Origin of the sequence: Psychromonas sp. MB-3u-54 (genome assembly GCF_002836415.1) — a bacterium.
Classification (GTDB): domain Bacteria; phylum Pseudomonadota; class Gammaproteobacteria; order Enterobacterales; family Psychromonadaceae; genus Psychromonas.
In genome coordinates, this window is record NZ_PJBP01000176.1 from 38,120 (window position 1) to 60,322 (window position 22,203).

Here is a 22,203-nt window from a genome sequence, read left to right on the forward strand (position 1 = left end):
AACTAGTTACCGCAATCAATGCTTTGCTTTCATGCGTGGATAACATTCATTTTCATCCGCATAAATGAAGAGAAAATGAGTGAATTTGGTATTCTATGGTAATCTTCCTGCAAAATAGTTGAACAGGGTTCGTTATGAAAATTTCAATGATTGTTGCGATGGCGGAAAACAGGGTAATTGGTTTGGATAATAAAATGCCGTGGCATTTACCTGCCGATTTAATGTTTTTTAAACGTGTGACATTAGGTAAACCCATTATTATGGGCCGAAAAACCTTCCAGTCAATTGGGCGACCGTTACCCGGAAGAAAAAACATCGTCTTAAGCCGTGATAAAAATCTTCGCATAGAGGGGGTTTGCTGTGTGCAAACCGTTGAACAGGCACTTGCACTGGTGCAGGATTGTGATGAAGTGATGGTGATCGGTGGTGCGACGATTTATGAGCAGTTTTTACCACAAGCAAGCCGTTTGTATATTACTTTTATCGATTTAAAAACCGCGGGTGATACGCAGTTTCCCGATTATAAAATGATCGCCAATTGGCAAGAAGTACAAACTGAAGCGCATCAGTCTGACGCGCAAAACAATTATAATTATCAATTTGTAACACTAGATCGAGTAAGTTGATTTATTTACGGTGAACTTTTTGATGTTGGCAAGCGAAAGAAAATATTTTTTTATCTTGCCAACGTAACATACTCAGCTTATTTCCCCATACGCAACCGGTATCTAAAGCATAAATCCCTTCTCTAGTCGCTGTGCCTGATAACGCCGCCCAATGACCAAATATTATGTCACTACTCTGATCCATCGTGTTAATTTCAAACCAGGGTTTAAGGACAGTGCTATCGGTTTTCTTAGGGGAAAGTTTGCTGTGAAATTCTAATGACCCGTCTAACAGGCAATAACGCATTCTGGTTAACGCGTTAATGATAAAACGTAAGCGCTCAATACCCTGTGAACTATCATTCCATGAGGCAGGGTGGTTGCCGTACATGTTTTTAAGCAGCATTTTAAACTCATTACCCTGCAAAATGTCTTGCACTTCCTGCGCGTAACCTTGCGCTTGCTCAATAGTCCACTGTGGGGATATACCCGCATGAACCATCACAAAGTTAAATTCAGGGTGGCGTCTAAAAAGCGGTTGGAAACGCAGCCAATTCAGTAACTCATCACAGTCTGGCGCATTTAATAATGCGCTTAATTTATCACTTTCTTTATCACGGTGGATACCTTGATGGATGGCCAAAAGATGCAGATCATGATTACCCAATATCACTTTGGCACTGTCACCTAAGCTTTTAACAAAACGTAATGTTTGCAGCGATTTTGGACCCCGTCCGACAAGATCCCCGGTTATCCAAAGCTGATCTTTATTTTTTTCAAATTTCGCCAGTTCAAGCAATGCTTGAAGTTCATCAAAGCAGCCGTGGACATCACCCACTATATAGGTGGCCATCTTTATTTGTTTTCTTTTAAATCATATACATAATTGGCAATATTAACGTATTCTTCAACGCTGATATTTTCTGCCCGTTTGGTTGTATCAATGCCAATCTCTTGTAATTGTTCAATACTTAACAAATCACGTAAACCATTACGAATTGTTTTACGACGCTGATTAAATGCCATTGAACACACTTGGGTGAGGGATTTTAAGCTTTTAGCGACAAAGGGTGGGGTATCATAGGGCTCTAAACGTACGACTGCCGAATCAACCTTAGGAGCAGGTATAAAAGCCGTCGGAGGCACTTCTAATACAGGTATAACTCGGCAATAATATTGCGCCATGACGGTTAAGCGTCCGTAGGCTTTACAGTCAGGACCTGCACAGAGACGATTTACCACTTCTTTTTGGAGCATAAAATGCATATCGGAAATTTTGTCTGCATATTCAAACAAATGAAACATCAGCGGTGTTGAAATGTTATAGGGCAAGTTACCAAAAACGCGCAGCGGTCTTTCGGCACTGGCTAATTTCCCAAAATCAAATTGCATTGCATCGGCTTGGGTAATGTTTAATTTATCACCTAATACGGGATGCTCTGCTAAACGATCTGCCAAATCTCTATCGAGTTCAATGACATTTAAGATTTTAACTTTGCTTGCAACCGGCTCGGTTAGTGCGCCTAATCCCGGACCTATTTCAACGATATTGTCTTCCCATTGAGGTGCTATGGCCGCAACAATAGAGTCAATAATGTAATCATCGTGTAAGAAATTTTGTCCAAAACGTTTACGCGCGGTGTGACCTAAGTGTGTTTTATCATTCATGTTGATTTTGCCTTGTTGCTTATTATTTATTAGTGCTCTGAATCATCGTAATAGCTTCATCGACAGCGCATAGCAAGCTGCCTGAATCTGCTTTACCCGTGCCGGCTAAGTCTAACGCAGTACCATGATCCACAGAGGTGCGGATAAAGGGCAGACCTAAAGTGATATTGACTGATTTGCCAAATCCTTTATATTTTAAAACGGGCAAGCCTTGATCATGATACATGGCTAAAACCGCATCTGCATCTGCTAAATATTTTTCCTGAAAGAGTGTATCTGCCGGCAGGGGACCGGTTAAGTTGATCCCTTCTGCACGTAACTTCTCTAATGTCGGCTCTATGGTATCAATCTCTTCTCGGCCCATGTGGCCACCTTCACCCGCGTGAGGGTTCAAACCGCAAACATAAATACGCGGTTGCTTGATGGCATATTTTGTTTGTAATTCTTGATTCAGTATGCGGATTATTTGCGTTAAACGGGACTCGGTAATGGCGGCGGAAACATCGGCTAAAGGCAGATGCGTTGTGACCAATGCCACCCGCAGTCCGGTTGTGGCTAACATCATTACGACCAGATCAACACCTGCCTGTTCAGCAAAAAATTCAGTATGACCGCTAAAAGTGATCCCCGCATCATTAATAACCGCTTTATGCACAGGTGCTGTGACAACCGCGGAAAATTCGCCTGACAAGCAGCCGCGGCTTGCAAAACTCAGGGTATTCAAAACAAACTGCGCATTCAGCATGTTTAATTCCCCTGCTTTAACCGGCACCTGCAAGTTAATATTAGCCACTTTTAAGCTGCCAATCTGATTGGCTTTAGCTGCTGTTTGCGGATCATAATCAAGCAATTTAACTTGTTCATTAAGTTGTAAGGCACGTTCAGCCAATAACCTTTTGTCTGTACAAATAATTAATTCTACAGGCCAGGCTTGTTTAGCAAGTTGTAGAATTAAGTCTGGTCCAATACCGCCCGGTTCCCCGGCGGTGATAATTAAACGCTTCACCATTATTGTTTCTCAATAATATAATTCGGATTATGTATTTTAATATAGGCTTCCTGGCGTATTTCATTCATCCAGGCATAAACTTCTGCGGGAAAGCGCTGCTGAAATAATAGGTTGTAAGCTTTTTGTTTGGTTGCTTGTGCTGTGGTATCTGATTCGCGTTTACCGGTCACCTCAAGAATGTGCCAACCATGCATAGTACGAAACGGCTGGCTGAGTTCTCCAACGGGTAGAGAGAGCGCTAATGCTTTAAACTCAGGCACATACATACTGGGATCTGCCCAACCTAATTCCCCTCCCTTAACGGCTGAACCCGGATCTTGAGAATACTCGCGGGCAAGTGCTGCAAAGGATTTTTTGCCGTTGATAATATCCTGACGGTAACCCGTCAATAATTTTTGCGCTTTTTGATCGCTAAGAATGATATTAGATTTAATCAATATATGCCGTGTATTGACTTCAACCGTCATGACATTCTGATCCCCTTTTTTATCAATTATCTTGATAATATGAAGACCAAGGTCTGATTTAAATGGACCTATCAGATCGCCTTTATTAGTCAGCTGTTCATTAAATATGTCTGCAAATAAAGTGGGCATTTCATTGATCGTTCTCCATCCCCAGTCACCCCCTTCAGACGCTTTTGGCCCTTCAGAGTTAAGCAGTGCTAACTGTGATGCATTGCCCCCAAGTTTTATTTTTTTAAGCAGATCCTGTGCTTTTTTTTCAACCGCTTGCTGCTCTGCCGCTGAACTGTGTTTGTCTAACTTAAAAAGAAGATGTACAAAATTAAATTGAGTATTTTTTTGTCCCTCGGTATTGATGCGTTTTACCATCTGTTCAACTTCTTGATCAGAAATAGTAATACGGCGGCGAACCTCAATTTGACGTATTTCATTGATGGTCAATTCGTCACGGATAGTATCAACAAATGCGGCGTAATTTTTGCCCTGTTTTTCAAGTTTTTCTTGTAGATTTTCGCTGGTCAGCCCCTCTTTTTGTGCTATTTGCTGTACCGTTTGTTGCAGTTGCGCATCATTTATCCGCAATCCGATACGCTGTGCAATTTGCAGCTGTAAACGGTCAGTGATTAATTTATCAAGAATCTGCTTGCTTAATTTATCGCCGCTGGGTAACGTTTGCTCGCTATTTTTATAACGCGCTTGAATTTCAAGTTGCGCGCGCTGCAAATCACTGCTTAGAATAATGTCTTGATTAACAACCGCTTCTATTTTGTCTAAGGGTATCTTCTGTGCAAACACCTGCGTTGCGGCCAAAGACGCAAAAAGTAAAGGCAGGATAATATTCTGAATAACTTTCATTTTTTTTCCATTATTGTAAGTAAAAAGGACGACCGTAATCAAATGAACTTTCACCCGCTGAGCTAACGCCAACACCACCCAACCCGGTTAATTCAAAATTTAGTGTAAGACTTTCTTCGCTCTCATAATCATCTTTTATTGAATCTTCCTCACCAGAATAGGAGTCCATATAACTACCGTAGGATAAGTTGACTGCCCAGCAGCATGATTGATATTTTAAGCCAACAAGACTCTCGTAGGCATGATTGTAATCCAGATCATAATAGTAACTGAGATAAGAGGTCCATTGTGAATTCATTGCCCAATTTACTTTAGTTCCCAGCTGATTAATTTTTATGTCCCAATCTTCATCTTCCGGATTGGCATAATAACGGTAATTTAATTGTGCAAAGGTATTATTGATCCAGCGTTTCTCCAACGTGAAATTGGATCGGGTAAATTCCCCCTGATCTGAGTCAAATGCTAATCCGGTATGGAAAAAATAATCATTGTCGAAATTAACATCTAACTCTCCAATAAGCGAAGAGCGACTTGCCGTATTCTCATCGTTATCGTTATCGTTATCGGGTATATAGGTTTGCGAAGGAGTCAAATAATAATTTTGACCAAGCGCCAAACGTACTTTCTTTTCTCCCTGCGGGTTAATAAAGCTACTTGAAACACCAAAGGTTATCTGATTAGCATCTGAAATTCTGTCATATCCCGAAAATCGATTATCACGGAATAAACCGTAATAATCGACTTCCATCTCCGTACTGTCATAAATGCCGATCGCCGATTGATCCTGATAAGGTACATATAAATATTGAATTTGCGGTACCAGTGTTTGCCGGTACTGGTTATCCAGTATTGATAATGTACGTTCAAAATTAACCCCGGAATTAATTTTGAACGAGGGCAGATTACGCGTCGCCGTTTCGCTTAGATTATCATACCAGTCGTATTGAGTCTCATTGCTTAAATCCTGCTGATAAAAGCTCAGCATATACTTAAGCTCAGTATTAATAAACAGTGAGTTGTAATACAAGGGCAGTGATAATTTAGGCTCTAAATGGAGTCGGGTACCGGTATAAATATCGTCATCGCTGTGGTTAAATTTTGAAATTTCGGAGTACCAGTCTAATTGTAAACTATGAAATTTAAGGGGTTGATAAGCACTGAATGCAAGTTTTGGCAATACTTCGTGCGGTGTGTCCCCGTCACCCAATATTTGGAAACTTCTGACCTCTAATTCACTGTTCCAGTTATTTTCAGTATATTTTAAACTGGCTGTCTGCAATAACTGGTTATCACTGCGTGAACCGTATTTGGTCGAAATATCCGTAAAATAATCGTTATCACTGACACGATTATAATTTAGATTAAACTGCCAGTTATCAGCAAAGCTTAGCCCATGATCCCAATGGAATAGATAACGGGCTTCATTGTAAATTTTATCATCTGCTAAATATTCTGCTTGCATTTTACCGCTGCCGGCATCAAACAGATAACGATATTGACCCGCAACCAGTGTGCCTCGCTCCTGCATATAAGTCGGCGTAATAGTGGCGTCCATGTTTTCCGAAATATTAAGATACAAGGGTTGGCTGATGGTCAAACCATTGGTGTCTGCAAATTCAAAACTTGGAAATAAAAGGCCTGTTTTGCGTTTGTCCGCAATAGGGTATGTAATATAAGGCAAGTAAAAAATCGGGACATTTTTTATTTTTAGTATTGCGTTATAAGCTGAGGCGGTGCCAGCCTTATTGTCTATATACAGTGTTGTCGAATCAATTGACCAGGTGTTATCGCCAGGCGGGCAGGCGCTATAGGAGGAGTTATTCAGCTCATATAAATCCTCACCATTATCATAAACTTTACTCGCATCTCCCCGTCCTCCCCGTCCGTGAAACTGGTAATCAGCCTGGTACAAAGACGTTTTATTGCTGGTTAATTGCCTTTCGATTACGTCTGCAAACAAGGTGACTTGGCCATTATTAAAATTCACATTACCTTCTGCAATGACCTTTTCCTGTTCAAGATAATAGGTTAATTTGTCGGCGCTTAGATTTTTATCCCCCTGGGTGAGATTAACATCCTTCTCATAGACCAACTTACTCGGAATAGCATATAATTTCTGCGCATCAATATTAATAGGTTGTTGTTCAACGGGCAGAGTATTAGGATCATCGACTCTCGGTGGAACTTGTGTATAACATTGACGGAAAAAAAGTTCCGTATCACGTTTTGGATCCGTAGGCTGCTCTTCTGCGGTTGATGCCTTATCGGTAACGGCATATTGTTGTGTGCTTTTTTCTTCAGGCACGGATTTTTCTGCTGCATTTGCAAATAAAGGTAAGAGAAAGAGCAATGAAGGTAATATTTTTAACATGAATAACTCACAAATATTGCTTAGAAATTGAAAACGCCAAGCTAAAATAAAATAAAATAAAATAGATCTTGGTATAATAGAACAAACTTAACTGAGCTCCAATCTTTGTTACTTATAAATATGTTAAAGTTCTGTATTTTAGATAAAAAAGAGGCAAACTAAGCAACAGTTAAACAAAACAAACACAATATTGATTCTTTCTCTTTCTAATAAACAAGGTATTTTAACGTTATGCGCATTTGGGGAAAACTACTCGGCGGCTTTTTTGGTTTTATGTTTGGTAATATTTTTGGCATGTTGCTGGGCATTTGGCTAGGGCATCGTTTTGATCGCGCACGGGCTAATAACTTCAGTGCGAAAAACAGTTTATTTGGTAATGCTGCCAGCAGCCAGGAGCGGCAAAAAATATTTTTTAACGCTACGTTTTCTGTGATGGGACATGTTGCCAAAGCAAAAGGCCAGGTAACACAAACGGATATACAAATTGCTAACGCTTATATGGATCAAATGCGTCTGCAGGGGGCAGCTAGAGAGCGGGCACAGACTTCGTTTTCACAGGGTAAAGCGGGGGAGTTTTCACTTCAAGAGACACTTGCTCAGTTTACTCAAATGGTGCGCGGTGAACGCAATCTGCTGCAAATGTTTTTGGGTATTCAGGTGCAGGTTGCTTATTCTGACGGTGTACTGGACGAAAATGAAAAAAGCATTTTATATAATATTGCCCAACAGTTAGGTTTTTCAAGGTTTGAACTGGAACGTTTATTACAGATGATGGAAGGTCAGCAACATTTTCATCAAGGCCAGCAACAGCAAACCCAAACGGCTAATAAAGAAGACGCTTATAAAATACTCGGCGTTGAAGAGATTGCAACGGACAAAGAAATTAAGCGTGCTTATCGGAAACTGATGAGCCAACATCATCCGGATAAGTTGGCATCTAAAGGGTTGCCCGAAGAGATGATGACGTTAGCCAAAGAAAAAGCACAGAATATCCAAGGTGCCTATGAGACACTGCGCAGCTCACGGGGATTTAAATAAAAGTTGATAGCGTCTTTACAGCATTAGCGTTTACAACGCCTCTGAGCATCGATGCAGTGTACATTCAAATTTTTTGCTGCAGTATTAAATATGCTTAGAGGGTAATTATAGCGAAGCAAAAAATGATATTAAATGATTGCCGATTACCTCTTTGCGGGTGAGCGGCAATTTAAATACCTGCAAGCGTATAAAACCGATGAAATGCATCGCTCGTCGAACCTTTGTGGTGTTTAGCCGGGCAGTTAAATACCCCTCCGTTTAGTGAAACGTAAAACAGTTACACTCGATTCCGCCGTTTTTTGTTGCGGCTTTGACATGAAATTTTACTTGCTTTAAATTCAAATAATGACAGTTTTTTTAAAAAAATAGCCTTTTCATCCACTATTTGAAGCAATGAAGATACCTTAATTGATACGAAAAGCCGGAAAGTTTCGTGCCATCTTTAAAGTTAAAAACTGCACAATCGAGTGACACCCCTGATCACTTTTCTATTATTATAATCACTGTTTTATCTCAGCTTTGTTAGCCAGAAAAGTCTTCTTTCTGCATTCTAAAACCACACCTCACCACACCGTTAAGCGGTGGACTAAACTGAACACTTTTTGGTCGGTTTTTGCATGTACCCAAACTGCTGCTTTGTGCATCTGCAAGTGATTGGGGATAAATCTGTAATCCGCATCTTGATTATGATTTAATAAAACACTATATTGAATTTTTAAAACGGAGTTATATTAATGTCGACTTTTGCACTTGCTTTAGGTACTGCCACAAAAAACCGCGATCAAAAAATTATTGAAGCTTTCTTTCCTAACCCAATCTTGAATCCAAGTGATGATCTGGTTTCTGTTATCGGTGCTATTACAGGCTATGAGCAGGGTAATCAAGTTATTGAAATAAAAGCTGAAATGTCCGAATATTTAGCGGCTGCTTTTAATGGCGCTAATGACAGCGCAAATGCTGATTTTGCAACAGCAGCGGAAAAATCAAGCCAACCTTTAGTCTTAGTTATTCTGGCAACAGATGATGCACCGCAAAGTGTCGCTGAAGGGTATTTGAAGCTGCAGCTTATCTCGCATCGTTTAGTTAAACCCCATGGTTTAGTTTTAGATGGTATTTTTGGTATCCTGCATAATATTGCCTGGACCAACAAAGGCGCAATAGATCTTCCTGAATTATCTGACCGCCAGATAGAGGCGCGTTTAAAGGGTGAAACACTCACCGTTGATTGTGTGGATAAATTTCCTAAAATGGTTGATTACATTGTACCAAGTGGTGTACGTATTGCCGATACCTCTCGTGTACGTTTGGGCGCGCATGTGGGCCAAGGCACCACTGTGATGCATGAAGGTTTTATCAATTTCAATGCAGGCACGGCTGGCGTCAGCATGGTTGAAGGTCGAATTTCTGCGGGTGTTATGGTTGGTGAAGGCACTGATATCGGTGGTGGTGCATCGATTATGGGGACCTTAAGTGGCGGTGGCAAAATGGTCATCACGATCGGAGAAAACAGTTTATTAGGGGCTAATGCAGGTTTGGGGATTCCACTTGGTAATCGCTGCACTATCGAGTCTGGATTATACATAACAGCTGGCTCAAAAGTAAAAATGCTTGATAATGAAGGTAAAGAAGCGGGTTATGTCAAGGCGCGTGAACTTGCCAATAAAGATGATTTGCTTTTCCGCCGTAATTCAATGACCGGACAGATTGAATGTTTAGCGAATAAAAGCGCGGTTGAATTGAACAGTATGCTGCATTCGAACTAAATTTTTATAGTAAATATTTTATATGAAAATAAGAAAGGGACTCATTGAGTCCCTTTTTTTATAAGCTAAGGTAATACTTTTTTAAAGGGTTTTACTATGACCTTTTTATAGACGCCTGCGGCCACGTAAGGATCCGCATCCGCCCAGTTTTGTGCTGCTTCTAAACTGTCAAACTCCGCGATAATAGTCGAGCCGCTAAAACCTGCATCAGCCGGATCTTCACTGTCAATCGCGGGCATCGGACCTGCCACAATTAACCGCTCCTGCTCATTTAATTGTTGTAAGCGTGCAACATGTGCGGGGCGTACCTGTTGGCGTAAACTTAAACTGTTTTCCACATCTTGTGAAAAAATAACATATAACATTTTTATTCCTCTGGATTTTTATTGCTGGAAATCTTTTTTTCTGCCGGTGCAGGTAAGTATTTATAGATATAAATGCCACTTAAAAGCGTAAATACAAGGGTGACTGACAATAAGCCGAATACTTTGAAATTAACCCAAGTCTCCTGTGACAAACTGAATGCAACATAAACATTGAGCGCTGATAATACGGCAAAAAATACTGCCCAGGCGCTGTTCAGATTATTCCATATATTGGCGGGCAGGCTGATTTCTTTGCCCAGCATCTGTTTGATAATTGGCTTTTTATAGAAAAACTGGCTAACCAGTAAAGCGACACTAAACAGGGCGTATACTACGGTGACTTTCCATTTAATGAATACGTCATCGTGCAGAACAATTGTTAAGGTGCCAAATACCAGCACCATACCAAAGGTAATAGCCTGCATTTTCTCAACTTTACCGTTTTTGTAATAGTTTAAAGCGAGCAATAACCCCATGCTGACTATTAAGGCTCCCGTTGCGATATAAATATCGGTCGTCTTAAAGACCACAAAAAAGATAATCAGTGGAATAAATTCAAAAAATTGTTTCATGTTTTTTCCTATTATAAAAAAGTACAAAGTCACTCTATAAAAAGTAACTCTAAAGTAAGCATTGCACTTTCAGCAGTTTATTTTTTATCGGTGGCGGCTTTCATTTTACTGATAAATTTATGCATTTCGAACAGCAGTTTATCAGGATTATCTAAGCTTTTTTCGATAATTTTAACCACTGCTGAACCTGAAATTGCGCCGGCAGCACCCAATTTTATCGCTTCTCGTACCTGCTCAGGTGTGGAAATACCAAAACCCAGTAACGACGGTGGTGCATGATACTTATTTAATGTAGCTAACATATTGCCAACCGGCATGCCTGCTTTTGCATGTCCGCCGGTAACCCCTGCGCGACTTAATAAGTAGGTATAACCCTGTCCATATTCAGCCACTTTTTGTAATGTTTCCTGATCGCCATTGGGGGGCGCTATAAATATTTGGTTAATGGCAAACTTCTCAGCCGCAGCACGGTACGGAGCACTTTCTTCAAGCGGCACATCTGCTATCAGTATAGAATCGACACCCGCTTTAGCACAACGTTCATAAAAATTTTCAATACCATTACGATAAACAAGGTTTACATACAATAATAAACCAATGGGAATGGTCGGATGTTTATGACGTATTTCCGCAATTATTTCCAGACAGCTATCGGGTGTCGCACCGGCATCCAAAGCCCGAACGGAGGCCTCTTGAATAACAATGCCATCGGCAACAGGATCTGAAAAGGGAATACCTAATTCCAATGCATCCGCACCGGCATCAACTAAAGTATCAATTATTTTCAGAGAGAGGGCACGATTTGGATCACCCACAGTCACAAAAGGAACAAAAGCGCCCTTATTTTCAGTTTTAAGGCGGGCAAATAAAGCTTGATAACGTTTGCTCATTAGAGAGTTCCTCTTTCTTCAAAAATTTCAGCCACGGCAAAGATATCTTTATCGCCGCGCCCGGATAAATTAACAATAATGATTTGCTCCTTATCATCATGTTTAATCAGTTTTAAAGCATGTGCTAATGCGTGTGCCGACTCAAGGGCGGGAATAATACCTTCGTTTAAAGACAGAGCCTGAAAAGCGTCCAGAGCTTCGTCATCGGTGGCATAAACATATTGAGCGCGTCCCGTTTCGGCGAGGTGCGCATGTTGCGGGCCAACGGATGGGAAATCAAGTCCGGCAGAAATTGAATAAGATTCTTTAACCTGACCATGTTTGTCCTGCATCATTAAGGAATGCATTCCAAAAAAGATACCTTTTGAACCATAGGAAATAGGACAACCGTGCTCACCTGTTTCAATACCGTGTCCTCCCGGCTCAACCCCAATTAATTCAACCGTTGGATCATCTATAAAATCATTGAATATGCCGATCGCGTTAGAGCCTCCGCCCACACAGGCAATCACTTTATCGGGTAACACACCTTCTTTTTTCAATACCTGCTGCTTTGCTTCTTCGCCAATTATTTTCTGGAATTCGCGTACAATAGTTGGAAAAGGGTGCGGGCCAGCCGCGGTGCCCAATAAATAGTGCGCAGTATCATAACTGCCCGCCCAATCACGTAATGCTTCATTACAGGCATCTTTTAATGTTGATGAACCGGAATGCACCGGAATCACTTCCGCGCCCATTAAACGCATACGGAATACATTGGGTTTTTGACGTTCACAATCCACAGCGCCCATATACACACGGCATTTAAGCCCCAGTAACGCACAGGCTAATGCCGTTGCAACACCGTGTTGGCCGGCCCCGGTTTCTGCAATAATTTCTTTTTTACCCATGCGTTTAGCGAGTAATGCTTGTCCCAACACTTGGTTGGTTTTATGTGCACCCCCGTGGAGCAGATCTTCGCGTTTAAGGTAAAGTTTGGTTTTTTTACCTTTAGTCAGGTTGCGACACAATGTTAAGGGCGTCGGACGACCGGCATATTCGGTTAATAATTCAGACAGCTCTGCCAAAAATTCAGGATCTGTCTGTGCTTTTACAAATTCAGCTTCTAACTGTTTTAATGCGGGGACCAGAATTTGGGGGACAAACATGCCGCCAAATTGACCGAAGTAAGGATTTAGTTTTTCCATTTTTATGAACCTTTTATTTTATACAAGGTGTCTCCACCTTGGAATATTTTTTTAGCGCTGCAGGTAATGTCTTATTGCTGAAAATGCGGCGTTTAATTTTAGCGGATCTTTTTTGCCGGGCGCAGATTCAACACCTGAATTGAAATCTAACCCTGCGCAGCCTATTAAACAGGCTTGCTGTGCATTTTCAGGGGTTAAACCACCGGCCAGTATTATTTTACTTTTAATTTCACTGCTTAGAGTTGCCAGCAGGGCCCAGTCAAAGGCTCTGCCTGTTCCTCCTGTTTGTCCACCGATTCGAGTATCCAGCAGGTGCTTTTGAACATTAAACTTTTCAAACTCGGGTAAACTGTCACTCACACCATGGGCTTTCCATATTTCACATTTTTCCGGTAATAAAGCGCGTAACACTTTAATATATTTTGGGTTTTCATCACCGTGTAATTGTACTGCGGCGAGTCCTAAGTGTTTAACGGTATAGCTGATTAATTCAGGCTCTTCATTTTGAAAAACACCCACATATAATAGCGGCGCGCCGAGCATTACTAAACGCGCTTCCTCCAGATCCACAAAACGCGGCGATTTATCTACAAAGATTAAACCGCCATAAACTGCGCCCGCTTTATAAACATCTGCAGCTGCTCTCGGATGGGTTAAACCACAAACTTTGTTACTGCCTAAAATCAATCTTCTACAAGCGCTATCAATATTAGGTTGGCTCATAATTGCGCTGCCGACTAAAAAACCGTTTGCATATTTACTCAGTTGTTTAACCTGACTGTGGTTGTAAATACCCGATTCAGAAATGACAATTCGGTCTGCCGGTATTTTAGCTGCCAGTTCCTTAGTACGATTTAAATCAATACTTAGATCACGTAAATCACGGTTATTTATGCCAATGATTTTTGCATTTAATGCAATGGCACGTACCAGCTCATGCTCATTACTGACTTCCGTTAAGACCCCCATGTTAAGACTGTGTGCCGTGTCGCGATAAGCCCGGTAAGCATCATCATTCAAAACAGAAAGCATTAATAATATCGCATCGGCTTTATAATAGCGTGCCAGGTAAATTTGGTAGGGATCAATAATAAAATCTTTACAGATCACCGGTTGGGAGACTTGCTCCCGAACTTTACTGATATATTCAAAATTACCTTGAAAGTACTTTTCGTCCGTTAGCACCGAGATTGCACTGGCATAATTTTTGTAGGTACCAGCAATTAGATCCAAATCAAAATCTTCTCGAATCAACCCTTTTGACGGAGAGGCTTTTTTACACTCTAAAATAAAGACAGTGTCAGGTTTATCCAATGCTTCATAAAAATAGCGATCGCTCTCTGTAATTTTATCTTTGAAGCTTATCAGGGGCTCTATTTGCTGACGCGCTTTTACCCACTCGACCTTATCCGCTATAATTTTTCCGAGAATAGTATCTTCTAGGCTTTTATCGTTTAACATTGGCTTAGCTCCGCAAGTGCTTTTAATAGTTGTAATGGTTTACCGGTTAACATCATATCCAGCGCTTGTTTTGTACCCTCTTTAAAGTTATCGGCTTTACCGTTTAAGACCAGTAAAGCGGAAACATTAATGGCCACGGCCGCCTGCTGTGCGTCGCTGCCTTTACCCTGTAATATTTGTTCAATGATCACTTTATTTTCTGAGGGGGTGCCACCAAGAATTGCCTCGACGGGGTAATGTTGAACGCCAAAATCTTCCGGTGTTAGCGTATATTCTCTAATTTCACCATTAATCAGTTCTGCCACTTGGGTTTCACCATGCAATGCGATTTCATCCAGACCACTGCCGTAAACCACCATAACCCGCTTCATTCCTAATTGTTTGTGCACTTCTGCAATAGGTTTTAACAGTTCAGGTGCATACACGCCCATCAGTTCAAATTTGGGACGAGCCGGGTTAATTAACGGACCCAGCAGATTGAAAATTGAACGCGTTTTTAATGCGGCGCGTACTGGGGCTGCAAAACGCATGCCCGCATGATATTGCGGGGCAAATAAAAAACAGATATTTAAATCATCTAAACAACGGCGCGAAAGCTGCGCACTCATATCCAGATTGAGACCAAAAGCGGCCAGTAAATCCGACGAGCCGGATTTACTGGATACGCTGCGGCTGCCATGTTTGCACACTTTTAGGCCACAGGCAGCGGCAACAAAGGCACTGGCAGTGGAAATGTTAATCGTCCCTAAACCGTCTCCTCCGGTGCCAACGATATCGGTAAAGTCATAATCGGGACGCGGGAAAGGTGTTGCCTGTGCAAGCAGAGCATTAGCGGCGCCAGTAATCTCCTGCGTTGTTTCACCCTTCATTTTTAATGCCGTTAGCACCGAAGATAAAATGATAGGATCAACTTCCCCTTGAACAACCCGCTCAAAGAATGCCTGGCTTTGTCCACAGGTCAGTGATTTAGCGGCGTATAACTGCTCTAAAATGTCATGTATATTGAATGGACTCATTTAACTGTTCCCCGTAACTAAATTTAAACTGCTCTCTAATAATTTTGCACCTTCGCAGGTTAAAATAGATTCAGGATGAAATTGAACACCTATCACTTTATCTGCTTCATTATAAACAGCCATGCACATGCCATTAAAATGTGCCACGACCTCAAGCGATGGCGGTACAAAGGTACCAATTAAAGAATGATAGCGCGCAACGGAAAGCGGCTGGCTTAAACCGCTGAACATTCGGTCACCGCAATGTTCGATCAGTGATGATTTGCCATGCATAATTTGATCCGCCTGACCGACTGTGCCGCCATACTGCTCGATGATCGCCTGGTGGCCTAAGCACACCCCAATCATCGGAATTTTTCCTCGGCATAAACCGATCAGTTCAATCAGGCAGCCTGCCGCACTTGGCGTACCGGGACCGGGTGAAAGAATTAAAACCGGGTCATTTTCACAAGCATCAATATGTGCTTTAACCTGTTTGGCGGGTATATTATTCCGGTAAATTTTTACCGGATAACCCAATGCCTTAAATTGATCAACCAGGTTATAAGTAAAAGAATCAAAGTTATCCAGAAAAAAGAGTGTTTGTTTTTGAGTTATCTCCATTTTTTACTCTCCATGGGCTACGGTTGATGATATTTTGCTTGATGAAACGACTTCAGGCAAAGAGTCCTCAGGTAAAGAGGCATCGGGTACAGAGACATCGGGTACAGAGACTTCTGCAAGTGTTGTACCATGAGCCAATGCAATCGCATTTAAGACCGCTGCGGCTTTAGTGCGTGTTTCATCGGCCTCTGATTGGGGTATTGAATCAAATACAACCCCTGCGCCTGCCTGCGCTTGTGCGATACCATTTTTTACAAATGCCGAGCGGATAACAATACAGGTATCCATATCACCACTGCCATTGATATAACCGACTGCACCCCCGTAACTGCCACGGCGTTTTTTTTCTACCTGACGCACCAGATTTGACGCACTGATTTTAGGCGCACCGACTAGGGTACCCATATTCATACATGCCTGGTAGGCGTGCAGTGCATCTAAATCCCTGCGTAATTGACCGATAACGCGGGAAACTAAGTGCATCACGTGGCTGTAGCGGTCTACTTTTAACAGGTCTGCTACGTGTCGAGTACCCGGTTCGCTAATGCGCGCCACGTCATTACGTGCTAAATCAACCAGCATTAAATGCTCAGAGGTTTCTTTTTGGTCTAAACGTAATTCCAACTCTAAACGACTGTCTAAATCTTTGTTAATGCTGCCATCGGGGTTAAATCCCCGTCTGCGTGTCCCTGCAATGGGATAAATTTCAACATCATTTGAGGCTTGGGTGTATTTAAGCGCACTTTCCGGTGATGCGCCAAACAGAGTGAAGTCACTGTCCTTTAAATAAAACATATAAGGGCTTGGGTTTGTTTGTTTAAGTTTTGCATAGGCAGCAATCGGATCAGGGCAGGAAAGCGAAAAGCTGCGCGAAGGTACTACCTGGAAAATATCCCCTTTTACTATATATTCTTTAAGCTCTTCAACAATAGAACAATAATCTTGATCTGAAACATCCGTACTGACTTTCCCGGTTAAGGGAATGACCGGGCTATCGACCGTTTCAAAATCAAGACATTGTTGTTGTATTTCTTCTAAACGTGCGTTCAGGTGCTGCTCGTTTTCATCGGAGTATAATCCGCCAAACACCGACGCGATTAATTCTCCTTTCTGAGTTTGATGATTCTGAATCATTAATGTTTCAGCGACATAAAACATAAAATCAGGACAGATGTTATCACTCTCGGGCACGGCCATTAAATCTTCAAAGGTAGCGATAAAGTCATAGGCAAAGATACCGCCCAAAAACAATGCCTGCTGATGAGGCGAGGACGTTTTAATGCCTTTAACAATAAAACGTAAAGCATCTACCGGTGATAATGATTTTAAACGTTGATCTTCATCGCCAGTGGAGTCTGATACTGGGAAAACAAGCTGTAATTGATGGGCGGAATGTTGGCTGATTATTTGAGTGGAAAATTGTGGAGCGATAAAAGTAAGCAGGTCTTTACCGTTATCAGTTAACGCCTCGAGTGTGACGGTGAGACCATGACAGGTTATTTTCATGCAGGCATCAATCAGCATTAAACTTTTAAGATGGTTTTTACTTTCAATCTCGGCAGAATCGAATAAGAGATGATTGTCTGTATTGGCACTGAACGTTTGAAATAAACCGAGCGAGTCACTGATATATTCACAGTCTGCTGAAAGGCTTTTTAATACGCCGATGGGATGATTAGTATTCATTTTTATCCTTTAAAATTATATCTGTTAACAGGGGGTATGGATTTTTTTCACCGCCATCGCCAAGATTGTTTAAGGATTTTATTGTTCTTGTCCATGTTTGTTCTCAAATATGTGATTAAAAAGCTAATGCCCAAATACAAAAAAAGCCCGCATATTGCGAGCTTAAAATTTGGTTTTTGGAAAATATACGAATATAAAAAAACCTCATTGCTCGCTTAGGAGAATGAGTGCCACCAATAATCATTAAGAGAAATTGTTGTTAAAATCATATATCATGTATTCCATAAAGTTATGACAACCATCTTTTGCGATTATGCTATTAATGTCAAGGTGATTTTTAGGATATTATCGTTATTTGGATTTTATTCACATGCGAATTTTTAGGATGTTATCGTTATTTTGATTTGATTCATCTGCGAATCTTTAGAATGTTATCGTTATTTGGATTTTATTCACATGCGAATTTTTAGGATATTACCGTTATTTGAATTTGATTCAGATGCGAATTTTCAGGATATTACTGTTATTTGGATTTGATTCACATGCGAATTTTCAGGATATTACTGTTATTTGGATTTAATTCACATGCTAATTTTCAGGATATTACTGTTATTTGGATTTAATTCACATGCTAATTTTCAGGATATTACTGTTATCTGGATTTGATTCACATGCGAATTTTTAGAGATTGATATTAATGGTTGTTTATTCGCGTTCACTCCTTTGGGATATTCATGTTAATTGATCTTCATTCACATACAAAAGCTTCCGATGGGCAGTTAACGCCTACAGAATTGGTTGTGCGGGCCGCAAATCGTCAAGTAAACATATTAGCCATTACCGATCACGATACGGTTGACGGGTTAGCTGAAGCGCAGCAAACCATTATTGATAATAAACTTAAGCTCACGCTGATTAACGGTATTGAGATAACCAGCAACTGGTTAAATCATGAAATCCATGTGGTCGGTGTTAATATCGATCCGGCGCATTCGGGGTTAAGCTCTCTTATCAAACTGCAAAAAGAAAAACGTGAAGCGCGAGCTGTTGAAATGGGAGCTCGCTTAGCAAAAGCGAAAATACCCGATGTTTATGAAGGCGCAAAGGCCTTGGCGGGTGAGGGTGCCATTACGCGGGCACATTTTGCGCGTCATTTAGTTGATATAGGTGTCGCACCGACCTTTCAAAAGGTATTTGATAAATATTTAAGCCGTGGAAATACCGGTTATGTACCCCATGATTGGGTAGATTTGGAGTGCGCCATAAGGGCTATCCATCAAGCCGGCGGGCAGGCCATCTTAGCACACCCTAATGGCTACGGTTTATCCAACAAATGGATGCGTCGTTTATTGACTGAATTTAAGCAGCTTAACGGCGATGCAATGGAAGTGGCAATGGGGCAACAATCACCACAAATGCGTTTACAGCTTGCAATTTGGAGTAATGAGTATAAGTTGCTCGCTTCACAGGGCAGTGACTTCCATTTTGTTGGTCGTTGGCGGGATCTCGGTAAAGCGCTACATTTACCGGAGACAGCCAAACCCGTTTGGGCTGATTGGCCAAGTTATTTGTCAGCAACGTTAGTATCGAAAGAAGAAAAAATACAATGAGTCAATTTTTTTATGTACACCCTGAAAATCCCCAAGTTCGCATGATTAAGCAAGCTGTAGAGATATTGAAAAAGGGTGGAGTGATTATTTATCCAACGGATTCCGGTTATGCATTAGGTTGCACAATGGACAATAAACACGGTTTGGACAAAATATGTCAAATTCGGGATCTAAATAAAAAACATAACTTCACTTTGGTGTGCCGCGATCTATCGGAAATAGCGACCTATGCACGAGTGGATAATCATGCCTTTCGTGCGCTTAAAAATAATACCCCGGGTGCCTATACTTTTATTTTCAAATCCACCAAAGATTTGCCTAAACGTTTAATGAATCCGACTAAACGCACTATCGGCATTCGCATTCCCGATAATGTTATTGCACTGGCATTATTGGCCGAGTTAGGTGAGCCTTTAATGACCACAAGTTTGATTCTGCCTGGCAATACCAGTACTGAATTTGATCCTGAAGACATTAAAGACAAATTATCCAATCAGGTGGATTTAATTATGACCGGTGGTTATTTAGGCGAGTCGCCAACCACTGTTATTGATTTTTCCGATGATGATGTGGTTATTGCACGGATTGGCGCCGGGGATATAACACCCTTTCAATAAAATTATTATACCCAAATGATTGAAGATGCAGTAATTTGCATTTTCAGTCATTCGAGTATGAACAAGCTGAATTGTTGCTTCGGAATTATTCGGCAACAACTGATTACAAAGTAAAAAAGTTTGCCGGCAGCGGGGAATTTTATTGTTTATTCGATAAAACGATCTGATAAACAATGAAATAAAAAAAACGCTACCGGTATTGGCATAATGAGAATTACCCAAGGAATATAAAATGAGTGAAAAATTACAAAAAGTATTAGCACGAGCAGGTTTAGGATCGCGTCGTAAAATGGAAGTTGTTATTCAGGAAGGTCGGGTCAGTGTCGACGGAAAAGTTGTCGGTTTAGGTGAGCGTGTTACCGACGTGCAGGTTATTCGTCTTGATGGGCATATCGTCAAGAATCTAACCCCTGAAAATGCGATGTGTCGAATTCTTGCCTATAACAAACCTGAAGGTGAAATTTGTACCCGCAGTGATGAAGAAGGGCGGACAACGGTATTTGAACGCTTACCGAGCTTAAAAGGTGCCCGTTGGATTTCTATCGGACGCTTAGACATTAATACCTCGGGTTTACTGCTGTTTACCACCGACGGTGAATTTGCCAATAAAATGATGCATCCAAGCCAACAAATTGAGCGCGAGTATGCGGTCCGTATCTTTGGTGAGGTGACCGAGGCGATACTCAATCGCTTGCGTATGGGCGTTCAATTAGAGGACGGTGAAGCGAAATTTTTAGACATTCAAGAATCTGGTGGTGAGGGAATTAACCGTTGGTTCCATGTTGTTCTAACCGAAGGTCGTACACGTGAAGTGCGCCGTTTATGGGAAAGTCAGGGGCTGCAGGTTAGTCGTTTAATGCGGGTACGTTACGGTAATATCACCTTAAATAAGCAATTACCGCAGGGTGGTTGGCATGAACTTAATCTTAAGGAAGTTAACTACTTACGTAAATTAGTTGATATGCCTAAAGAGACTGAATCAAAAGTTAAGGTCGATGTGGCTAAAGAGTCTAAATTTACAAATCCGCAGGCACGTATTCGTCGAGCGGTAAAAAAACATGCTCAGCACCGTAAAGCAGGTGAACGCCGTCGTACTAAGACCCGTACGCGCAGCTAATTCTGCACGCAAAACTATTTTAAAAAAAGCAGACCTAGGTCTGCTTTTTTTTTGTTTTTAATAAAAGCTAATTTTTGCTAAATTAGGTTTTTATCTTTAATTATTAATGCTAAATTGTTGTTATTGCCCGTAATTATATTAACCCATTGTATTATTTAGGAATCCTATGATTAAAAAATGTTTATTTCCCGCAGCCGGTTACGGCACCCGTTTTTTACCGGCCACCAAGTCAATGCCGAAAGAAATGATGCCTATTGTTAATAAACCGCTGATTGAGTTTGGTGTTGATGAAGCCCTGGAAGCCGGCATGAAAACTATGAGTATCGTTACCGGGCGTGGTAAGCATTCATTAATGGATCATTTTGATCTCAATTATGAATTAGAGAATGAGATTTCCGGCACGCCTAAAGAAGAAAAATTAAAAGATATTCGATTAATCATGGATCAGGCAAATTTTACTTATATCCGTCAACGCGAAATGAAAGGCCTGGGTCATGCTATTTTAGTCGGTAAAGAGTTGATTGGTGATGAACCTTTTGCTGTCGTGCTTGCGGATGATCTGTGCATCAATGAAGGCAATGGTGTTTTAAAGCAGATGGTGGATTTGTATAAACAATTCCGTTGTTCAATCGTTGCCGTTGAAGAAGTGCCTGACGATCAAATACACAAATATGGCGTGATCAAAGGGGAGATGATCAAAGATGATATCTACCGTGTTGATGATATGGTCGAAAAACCTGCGCCCGGCACAGCACCGAGTAATTTGGCTATTATTGGCCGTTATATACTAACGCCTGATATTTTTGATATTATTGAGGAGACAACTCCCGGTAAAGGTGGCGAAATACAAATTACCGATGCCTTACTGACACAAGCTAAAAGGGGCTGTGTTCTGGCTTATAAATTTAAAGGCAAGCGTTTTGATTGCGGCAGTGTACCGGGATATATTGAAGCAACGAACTATGTTTATGAAAATATGTACGAAGATAAATAACGCCTTCAATTACAAATAGACTAAGCGTTAAAAACCGCAAAGAGGCACGCCCCTTTGCGGTTGAACTACTCCCCGTTGATCTTTGCAGAGATTTTTTTCTTTAATAATGATCAACTCATTGTTATCGGATTCATATTAAGATTTTACAAAAAGGGCCGTTGATTAATAGCTGAACAGGCAGTTTCTATCCATCGGGCGAAGTACTCCCTCTAAGTCTTGCGAGCAGAAGCGAGTAAATTTAGGTGGTGGTGTAAGCCCATGCAACATAGTTGCATATATTTATTGATATTCTACATAATTCGTAGGATTTTG

The 22,203-nt window shown here is 41.1% G+C and carries 20 protein-coding genes; 7 read left to right on the forward strand and 13 right to left on the reverse strand.

Features of this window, described 5'->3' with window-relative positions; translation table 11 throughout:
- Positions 1–134 precede the first annotated feature (134 nt).
- Entirely contained in the window at positions 135–626 is a 492-nt protein-coding gene (gene folA / locus CXF72_RS15405) for a type 3 dihydrofolate reductase (RefSeq protein WP_198552623.1), read from the forward strand.
- Between the two features lies 1 nt (position 627).
- Here folA and CXF72_RS15410 read toward each other — a convergent pair whose 3' ends face one another.
- Genes CXF72_RS15410 through lptD form a run of 5 tightly spaced genes read right to left on the reverse strand, consistent with a single transcriptional unit; the run spans position 628 to position 6,972 of the window.
- Entirely contained in the window at positions 628–1,458 is an 831-nt protein-coding gene (locus CXF72_RS15410) for a symmetrical bis(5'-nucleosyl)-tetraphosphatase (protein WP_101040276.1), read from the reverse strand.
- Positions 1,459–1,460: 2 nt separating this feature from the next.
- Positions 1,461–2,273, reverse strand: coding sequence for a 16S rRNA (adenine(1518)-N(6)/adenine(1519)-N(6))-dimethyltransferase RsmA (gene rsmA / locus CXF72_RS15415; RefSeq protein WP_101040278.1), 813 nt, complete (start codon positions 2,271–2,273; stop codon positions 1,461–1,463).
- A 22-nt stretch (positions 2,274–2,295) separates the two neighbouring features.
- Positions 2,296–3,282 carry a 4-hydroxythreonine-4-phosphate dehydrogenase PdxA gene (gene pdxA, locus CXF72_RS15420; protein ID WP_101040280.1) on the reverse strand — a complete coding sequence of 329 codons (987 nt, stop codon included), beginning with the start codon at positions 3,280–3,282 and terminating at the stop codon, positions 2,296–2,298.
- Positions 3,282–4,601: a peptidylprolyl isomerase gene (locus CXF72_RS15425; RefSeq protein WP_101040282.1), complete on the reverse strand. Its 1,320-nt coding sequence runs from the start codon at positions 4,599–4,601 to the stop codon at positions 3,282–3,284. Before CXF72_RS15425 ends, pdxA begins: the two co-directional genes overlap by 1 nt.
- A gap of 10 nt (positions 4,602–4,611) precedes the next feature.
- The gene (gene lptD / locus CXF72_RS15430) at positions 4,612–6,972 is read right to left on the reverse strand and encodes an LPS assembly protein LptD (RefSeq protein ID WP_101040284.1); all 2,361 of its coding nucleotides are present in this window, start codon (positions 6,970–6,972) and stop codon (positions 4,612–4,614) included.
- A 231-nt stretch (positions 6,973–7,203) separates the two neighbouring features.
- On the opposite strand from lptD, the gene djlA reads away from it, so the two are divergent.
- The gene (djlA, locus tag CXF72_RS15435) at positions 7,204–8,010 is read left to right on the forward strand and encodes a co-chaperone DjlA (RefSeq protein WP_101040286.1); all 807 of its coding nucleotides are present in this window, start codon (positions 7,204–7,206) and stop codon (positions 8,008–8,010) included.
- Positions 8,011–8,744: 734 nt separating this feature from the next.
- Complete coding sequence (gene dapD / locus CXF72_RS15440; RefSeq protein WP_101040288.1) at positions 8,745–9,773, forward strand: 2,3,4,5-tetrahydropyridine-2,6-dicarboxylate N-succinyltransferase; 1,029 nt, start codon at positions 8,745–8,747, stop codon at positions 9,771–9,773.
- A 65-nt stretch (positions 9,774–9,838) separates the two neighbouring features.
- On the opposite strand, the gene CXF72_RS15445 is transcribed toward dapD, so the two are convergent.
- The 8 genes from CXF72_RS15445 to CXF72_RS15480 all read right to left on the reverse strand — a co-directional run bounded on the left by CXF72_RS15445 (position 9,839) and on the right by CXF72_RS15480 (position 17,553).
- A complete protein-coding gene (locus CXF72_RS15445) occupies positions 9,839–10,138 on the reverse strand; it encodes a YciI family protein (protein ID WP_101040290.1) in 300 nt (99 codons plus the stop codon).
- A 2-nt stretch (positions 10,139–10,140) separates the two neighbouring features.
- Positions 10,141–10,710, reverse strand: coding sequence for a septation protein A (locus CXF72_RS15450; protein ID WP_101040292.1), 570 nt, complete (start codon positions 10,708–10,710; stop codon positions 10,141–10,143).
- A gap of 77 nt (positions 10,711–10,787) precedes the next feature.
- Entirely contained in the window at positions 10,788–11,600 is an 813-nt protein-coding gene (trpA, locus tag CXF72_RS15455; protein WP_101040294.1) for a tryptophan synthase subunit alpha, read from the reverse strand.
- Positions 11,600–12,787 carry a tryptophan synthase subunit beta gene (trpB, locus tag CXF72_RS15460; RefSeq protein ID WP_101040296.1) on the reverse strand — a complete coding sequence of 396 codons (1,188 nt, stop codon included), beginning with the start codon at positions 12,785–12,787 and terminating at the stop codon, positions 11,600–11,602. The genes trpA and trpB overlap by 1 nt, the downstream gene beginning before the upstream one ends.
- 51 nt (positions 12,788–12,838) lie before the next feature.
- Positions 12,839–14,248 carry a bifunctional indole-3-glycerol-phosphate synthase TrpC/phosphoribosylanthranilate isomerase TrpF gene (gene trpCF / locus CXF72_RS15465; RefSeq protein WP_101040298.1) on the reverse strand — a complete coding sequence of 470 codons (1,410 nt, stop codon included), beginning with the start codon at positions 14,246–14,248 and terminating at the stop codon, positions 12,839–12,841.
- Positions 14,242–15,264 carry an anthranilate phosphoribosyltransferase gene (trpD, locus tag CXF72_RS15470; protein WP_101040300.1) on the reverse strand — a complete coding sequence of 341 codons (1,023 nt, stop codon included), beginning with the start codon at positions 15,262–15,264 and terminating at the stop codon, positions 14,242–14,244. The genes trpCF and trpD overlap by 7 nt, the downstream gene beginning before the upstream one ends.
- A complete protein-coding gene (locus tag CXF72_RS15475) occupies positions 15,265–15,867 on the reverse strand; it encodes an aminodeoxychorismate/anthranilate synthase component II (protein ID WP_101040302.1) in 603 nt (200 codons plus the stop codon).
- 3 nt (positions 15,868–15,870) lie between these two features.
- A complete protein-coding gene (locus CXF72_RS15480) occupies positions 15,871–17,553 on the reverse strand; it encodes an anthranilate synthase component 1 (RefSeq protein ID WP_101040304.1) in 1,683 nt (560 codons plus the stop codon).
- 734 nt (positions 17,554–18,287) lie between these two features.
- Between CXF72_RS15480 and rnm the strand changes: the two genes are divergently transcribed.
- From rnm to galU, 4 genes are all read left to right on the forward strand, one after another.
- A complete protein-coding gene (rnm, locus tag CXF72_RS15490) occupies positions 18,288–19,163 on the forward strand; it encodes an RNase RNM (protein ID WP_101040308.1) in 876 nt (291 codons plus the stop codon).
- Complete coding sequence (locus CXF72_RS15495) at positions 19,160–19,780, forward strand: L-threonylcarbamoyladenylate synthase (protein WP_101040310.1); 621 nt, start codon at positions 19,160–19,162, stop codon at positions 19,778–19,780. Before rnm ends, CXF72_RS15495 begins: the two co-directional genes overlap by 4 nt.
- Positions 19,781–20,012: 232 nt before the next feature.
- Positions 20,013–20,897 (forward strand): 23S rRNA pseudouridine(2605) synthase RluB, encoded by an 885-nt coding sequence (gene rluB / locus CXF72_RS15500; RefSeq protein ID WP_101040311.1) that lies wholly within the window; start codon positions 20,013–20,015, stop codon positions 20,895–20,897.
- Positions 20,898–21,063: 166 nt separating this feature from the next.
- Positions 21,064–21,891 (forward strand): UTP--glucose-1-phosphate uridylyltransferase GalU, encoded by an 828-nt coding sequence (galU, locus tag CXF72_RS15505; RefSeq protein ID WP_101040313.1) that lies wholly within the window; start codon positions 21,064–21,066, stop codon positions 21,889–21,891.
- Positions 21,892–22,203: the final 312 nt, after the last annotated feature.

Coding starts and splice junctions, on each gene's coding strand:
- folA (WP_198552623.1), top strand. CDS start 135: ATGAAAATTTCAATGATTGTTGCGATGGCGGAAAACAGGGTAATTGGT.
- CXF72_RS15410 (WP_101040276.1), bottom strand. CDS start 1,458: ATGGCCACCTATATAGTGGGTGATGTCCACGGCTGCTTTGATGAACTT.
- rsmA (WP_101040278.1), bottom strand. CDS start 2,273: ATGAATGATAAAACACACTTAGGTCACACCGCGCGTAAACGTTTTGGA.
- pdxA (WP_101040280.1), bottom strand. CDS start 3,282: ATGGTGAAGCGTTTAATTATCACCGCCGGGGAACCGGGCGGTATTGGA.
- CXF72_RS15425 (WP_101040282.1), bottom strand. CDS start 4,601: ATGAAAGTTATTCAGAATATTATCCTGCCTTTACTTTTTGCGTCTTTG.
- lptD (WP_101040284.1), bottom strand. CDS start 6,972: ATGTTAAAAATATTACCTTCATTGCTCTTTCTCTTACCTTTATTTGCA.
- djlA (WP_101040286.1), top strand. CDS start 7,204: ATGCGCATTTGGGGAAAACTACTCGGCGGCTTTTTTGGTTTTATGTTT.
- dapD (WP_101040288.1), top strand. CDS start 8,745: ATGTCGACTTTTGCACTTGCTTTAGGTACTGCCACAAAAAACCGCGAT.
- CXF72_RS15445 (WP_101040290.1), bottom strand. CDS start 10,138: ATGTTATATGTTATTTTTTCACAAGATGTGGAAAACAGTTTAAGTTTA.
- CXF72_RS15450 (WP_101040292.1), bottom strand. CDS start 10,710: ATGAAACAATTTTTTGAATTTATTCCACTGATTATCTTTTTTGTGGTC.
- trpA (WP_101040294.1), bottom strand. CDS start 11,600: ATGAGCAAACGTTATCAAGCTTTATTTGCCCGCCTTAAAACTGAAAAT.
- trpB (WP_101040296.1), bottom strand. CDS start 12,787: ATGGAAAAACTAAATCCTTACTTCGGTCAATTTGGCGGCATGTTTGTC.
- trpCF (WP_101040298.1), bottom strand. CDS start 14,248: ATGTTAAACGATAAAAGCCTAGAAGATACTATTCTCGGAAAAATTATA.
- trpD (WP_101040300.1), bottom strand. CDS start 15,264: ATGAGTCCATTCAATATACATGACATTTTAGAGCAGTTATACGCCGCT.
- CXF72_RS15475 (WP_101040302.1), bottom strand. CDS start 15,867: ATGGAGATAACTCAAAAACAAACACTCTTTTTTCTGGATAACTTTGAT.
- CXF72_RS15480 (WP_101040304.1), bottom strand. CDS start 17,553: ATGAATACTAATCATCCCATCGGCGTATTAAAAAGCCTTTCAGCAGAC.
- rnm (WP_101040308.1), top strand. CDS start 18,288: ATGTTAATTGATCTTCATTCACATACAAAAGCTTCCGATGGGCAGTTA.
- CXF72_RS15495 (WP_101040310.1), top strand. CDS start 19,160: ATGAGTCAATTTTTTTATGTACACCCTGAAAATCCCCAAGTTCGCATG.
- rluB (WP_101040311.1), top strand. CDS start 20,013: ATGAGTGAAAAATTACAAAAAGTATTAGCACGAGCAGGTTTAGGATCG.
- galU (WP_101040313.1), top strand. CDS start 21,064: ATGATTAAAAAATGTTTATTTCCCGCAGCCGGTTACGGCACCCGTTTT.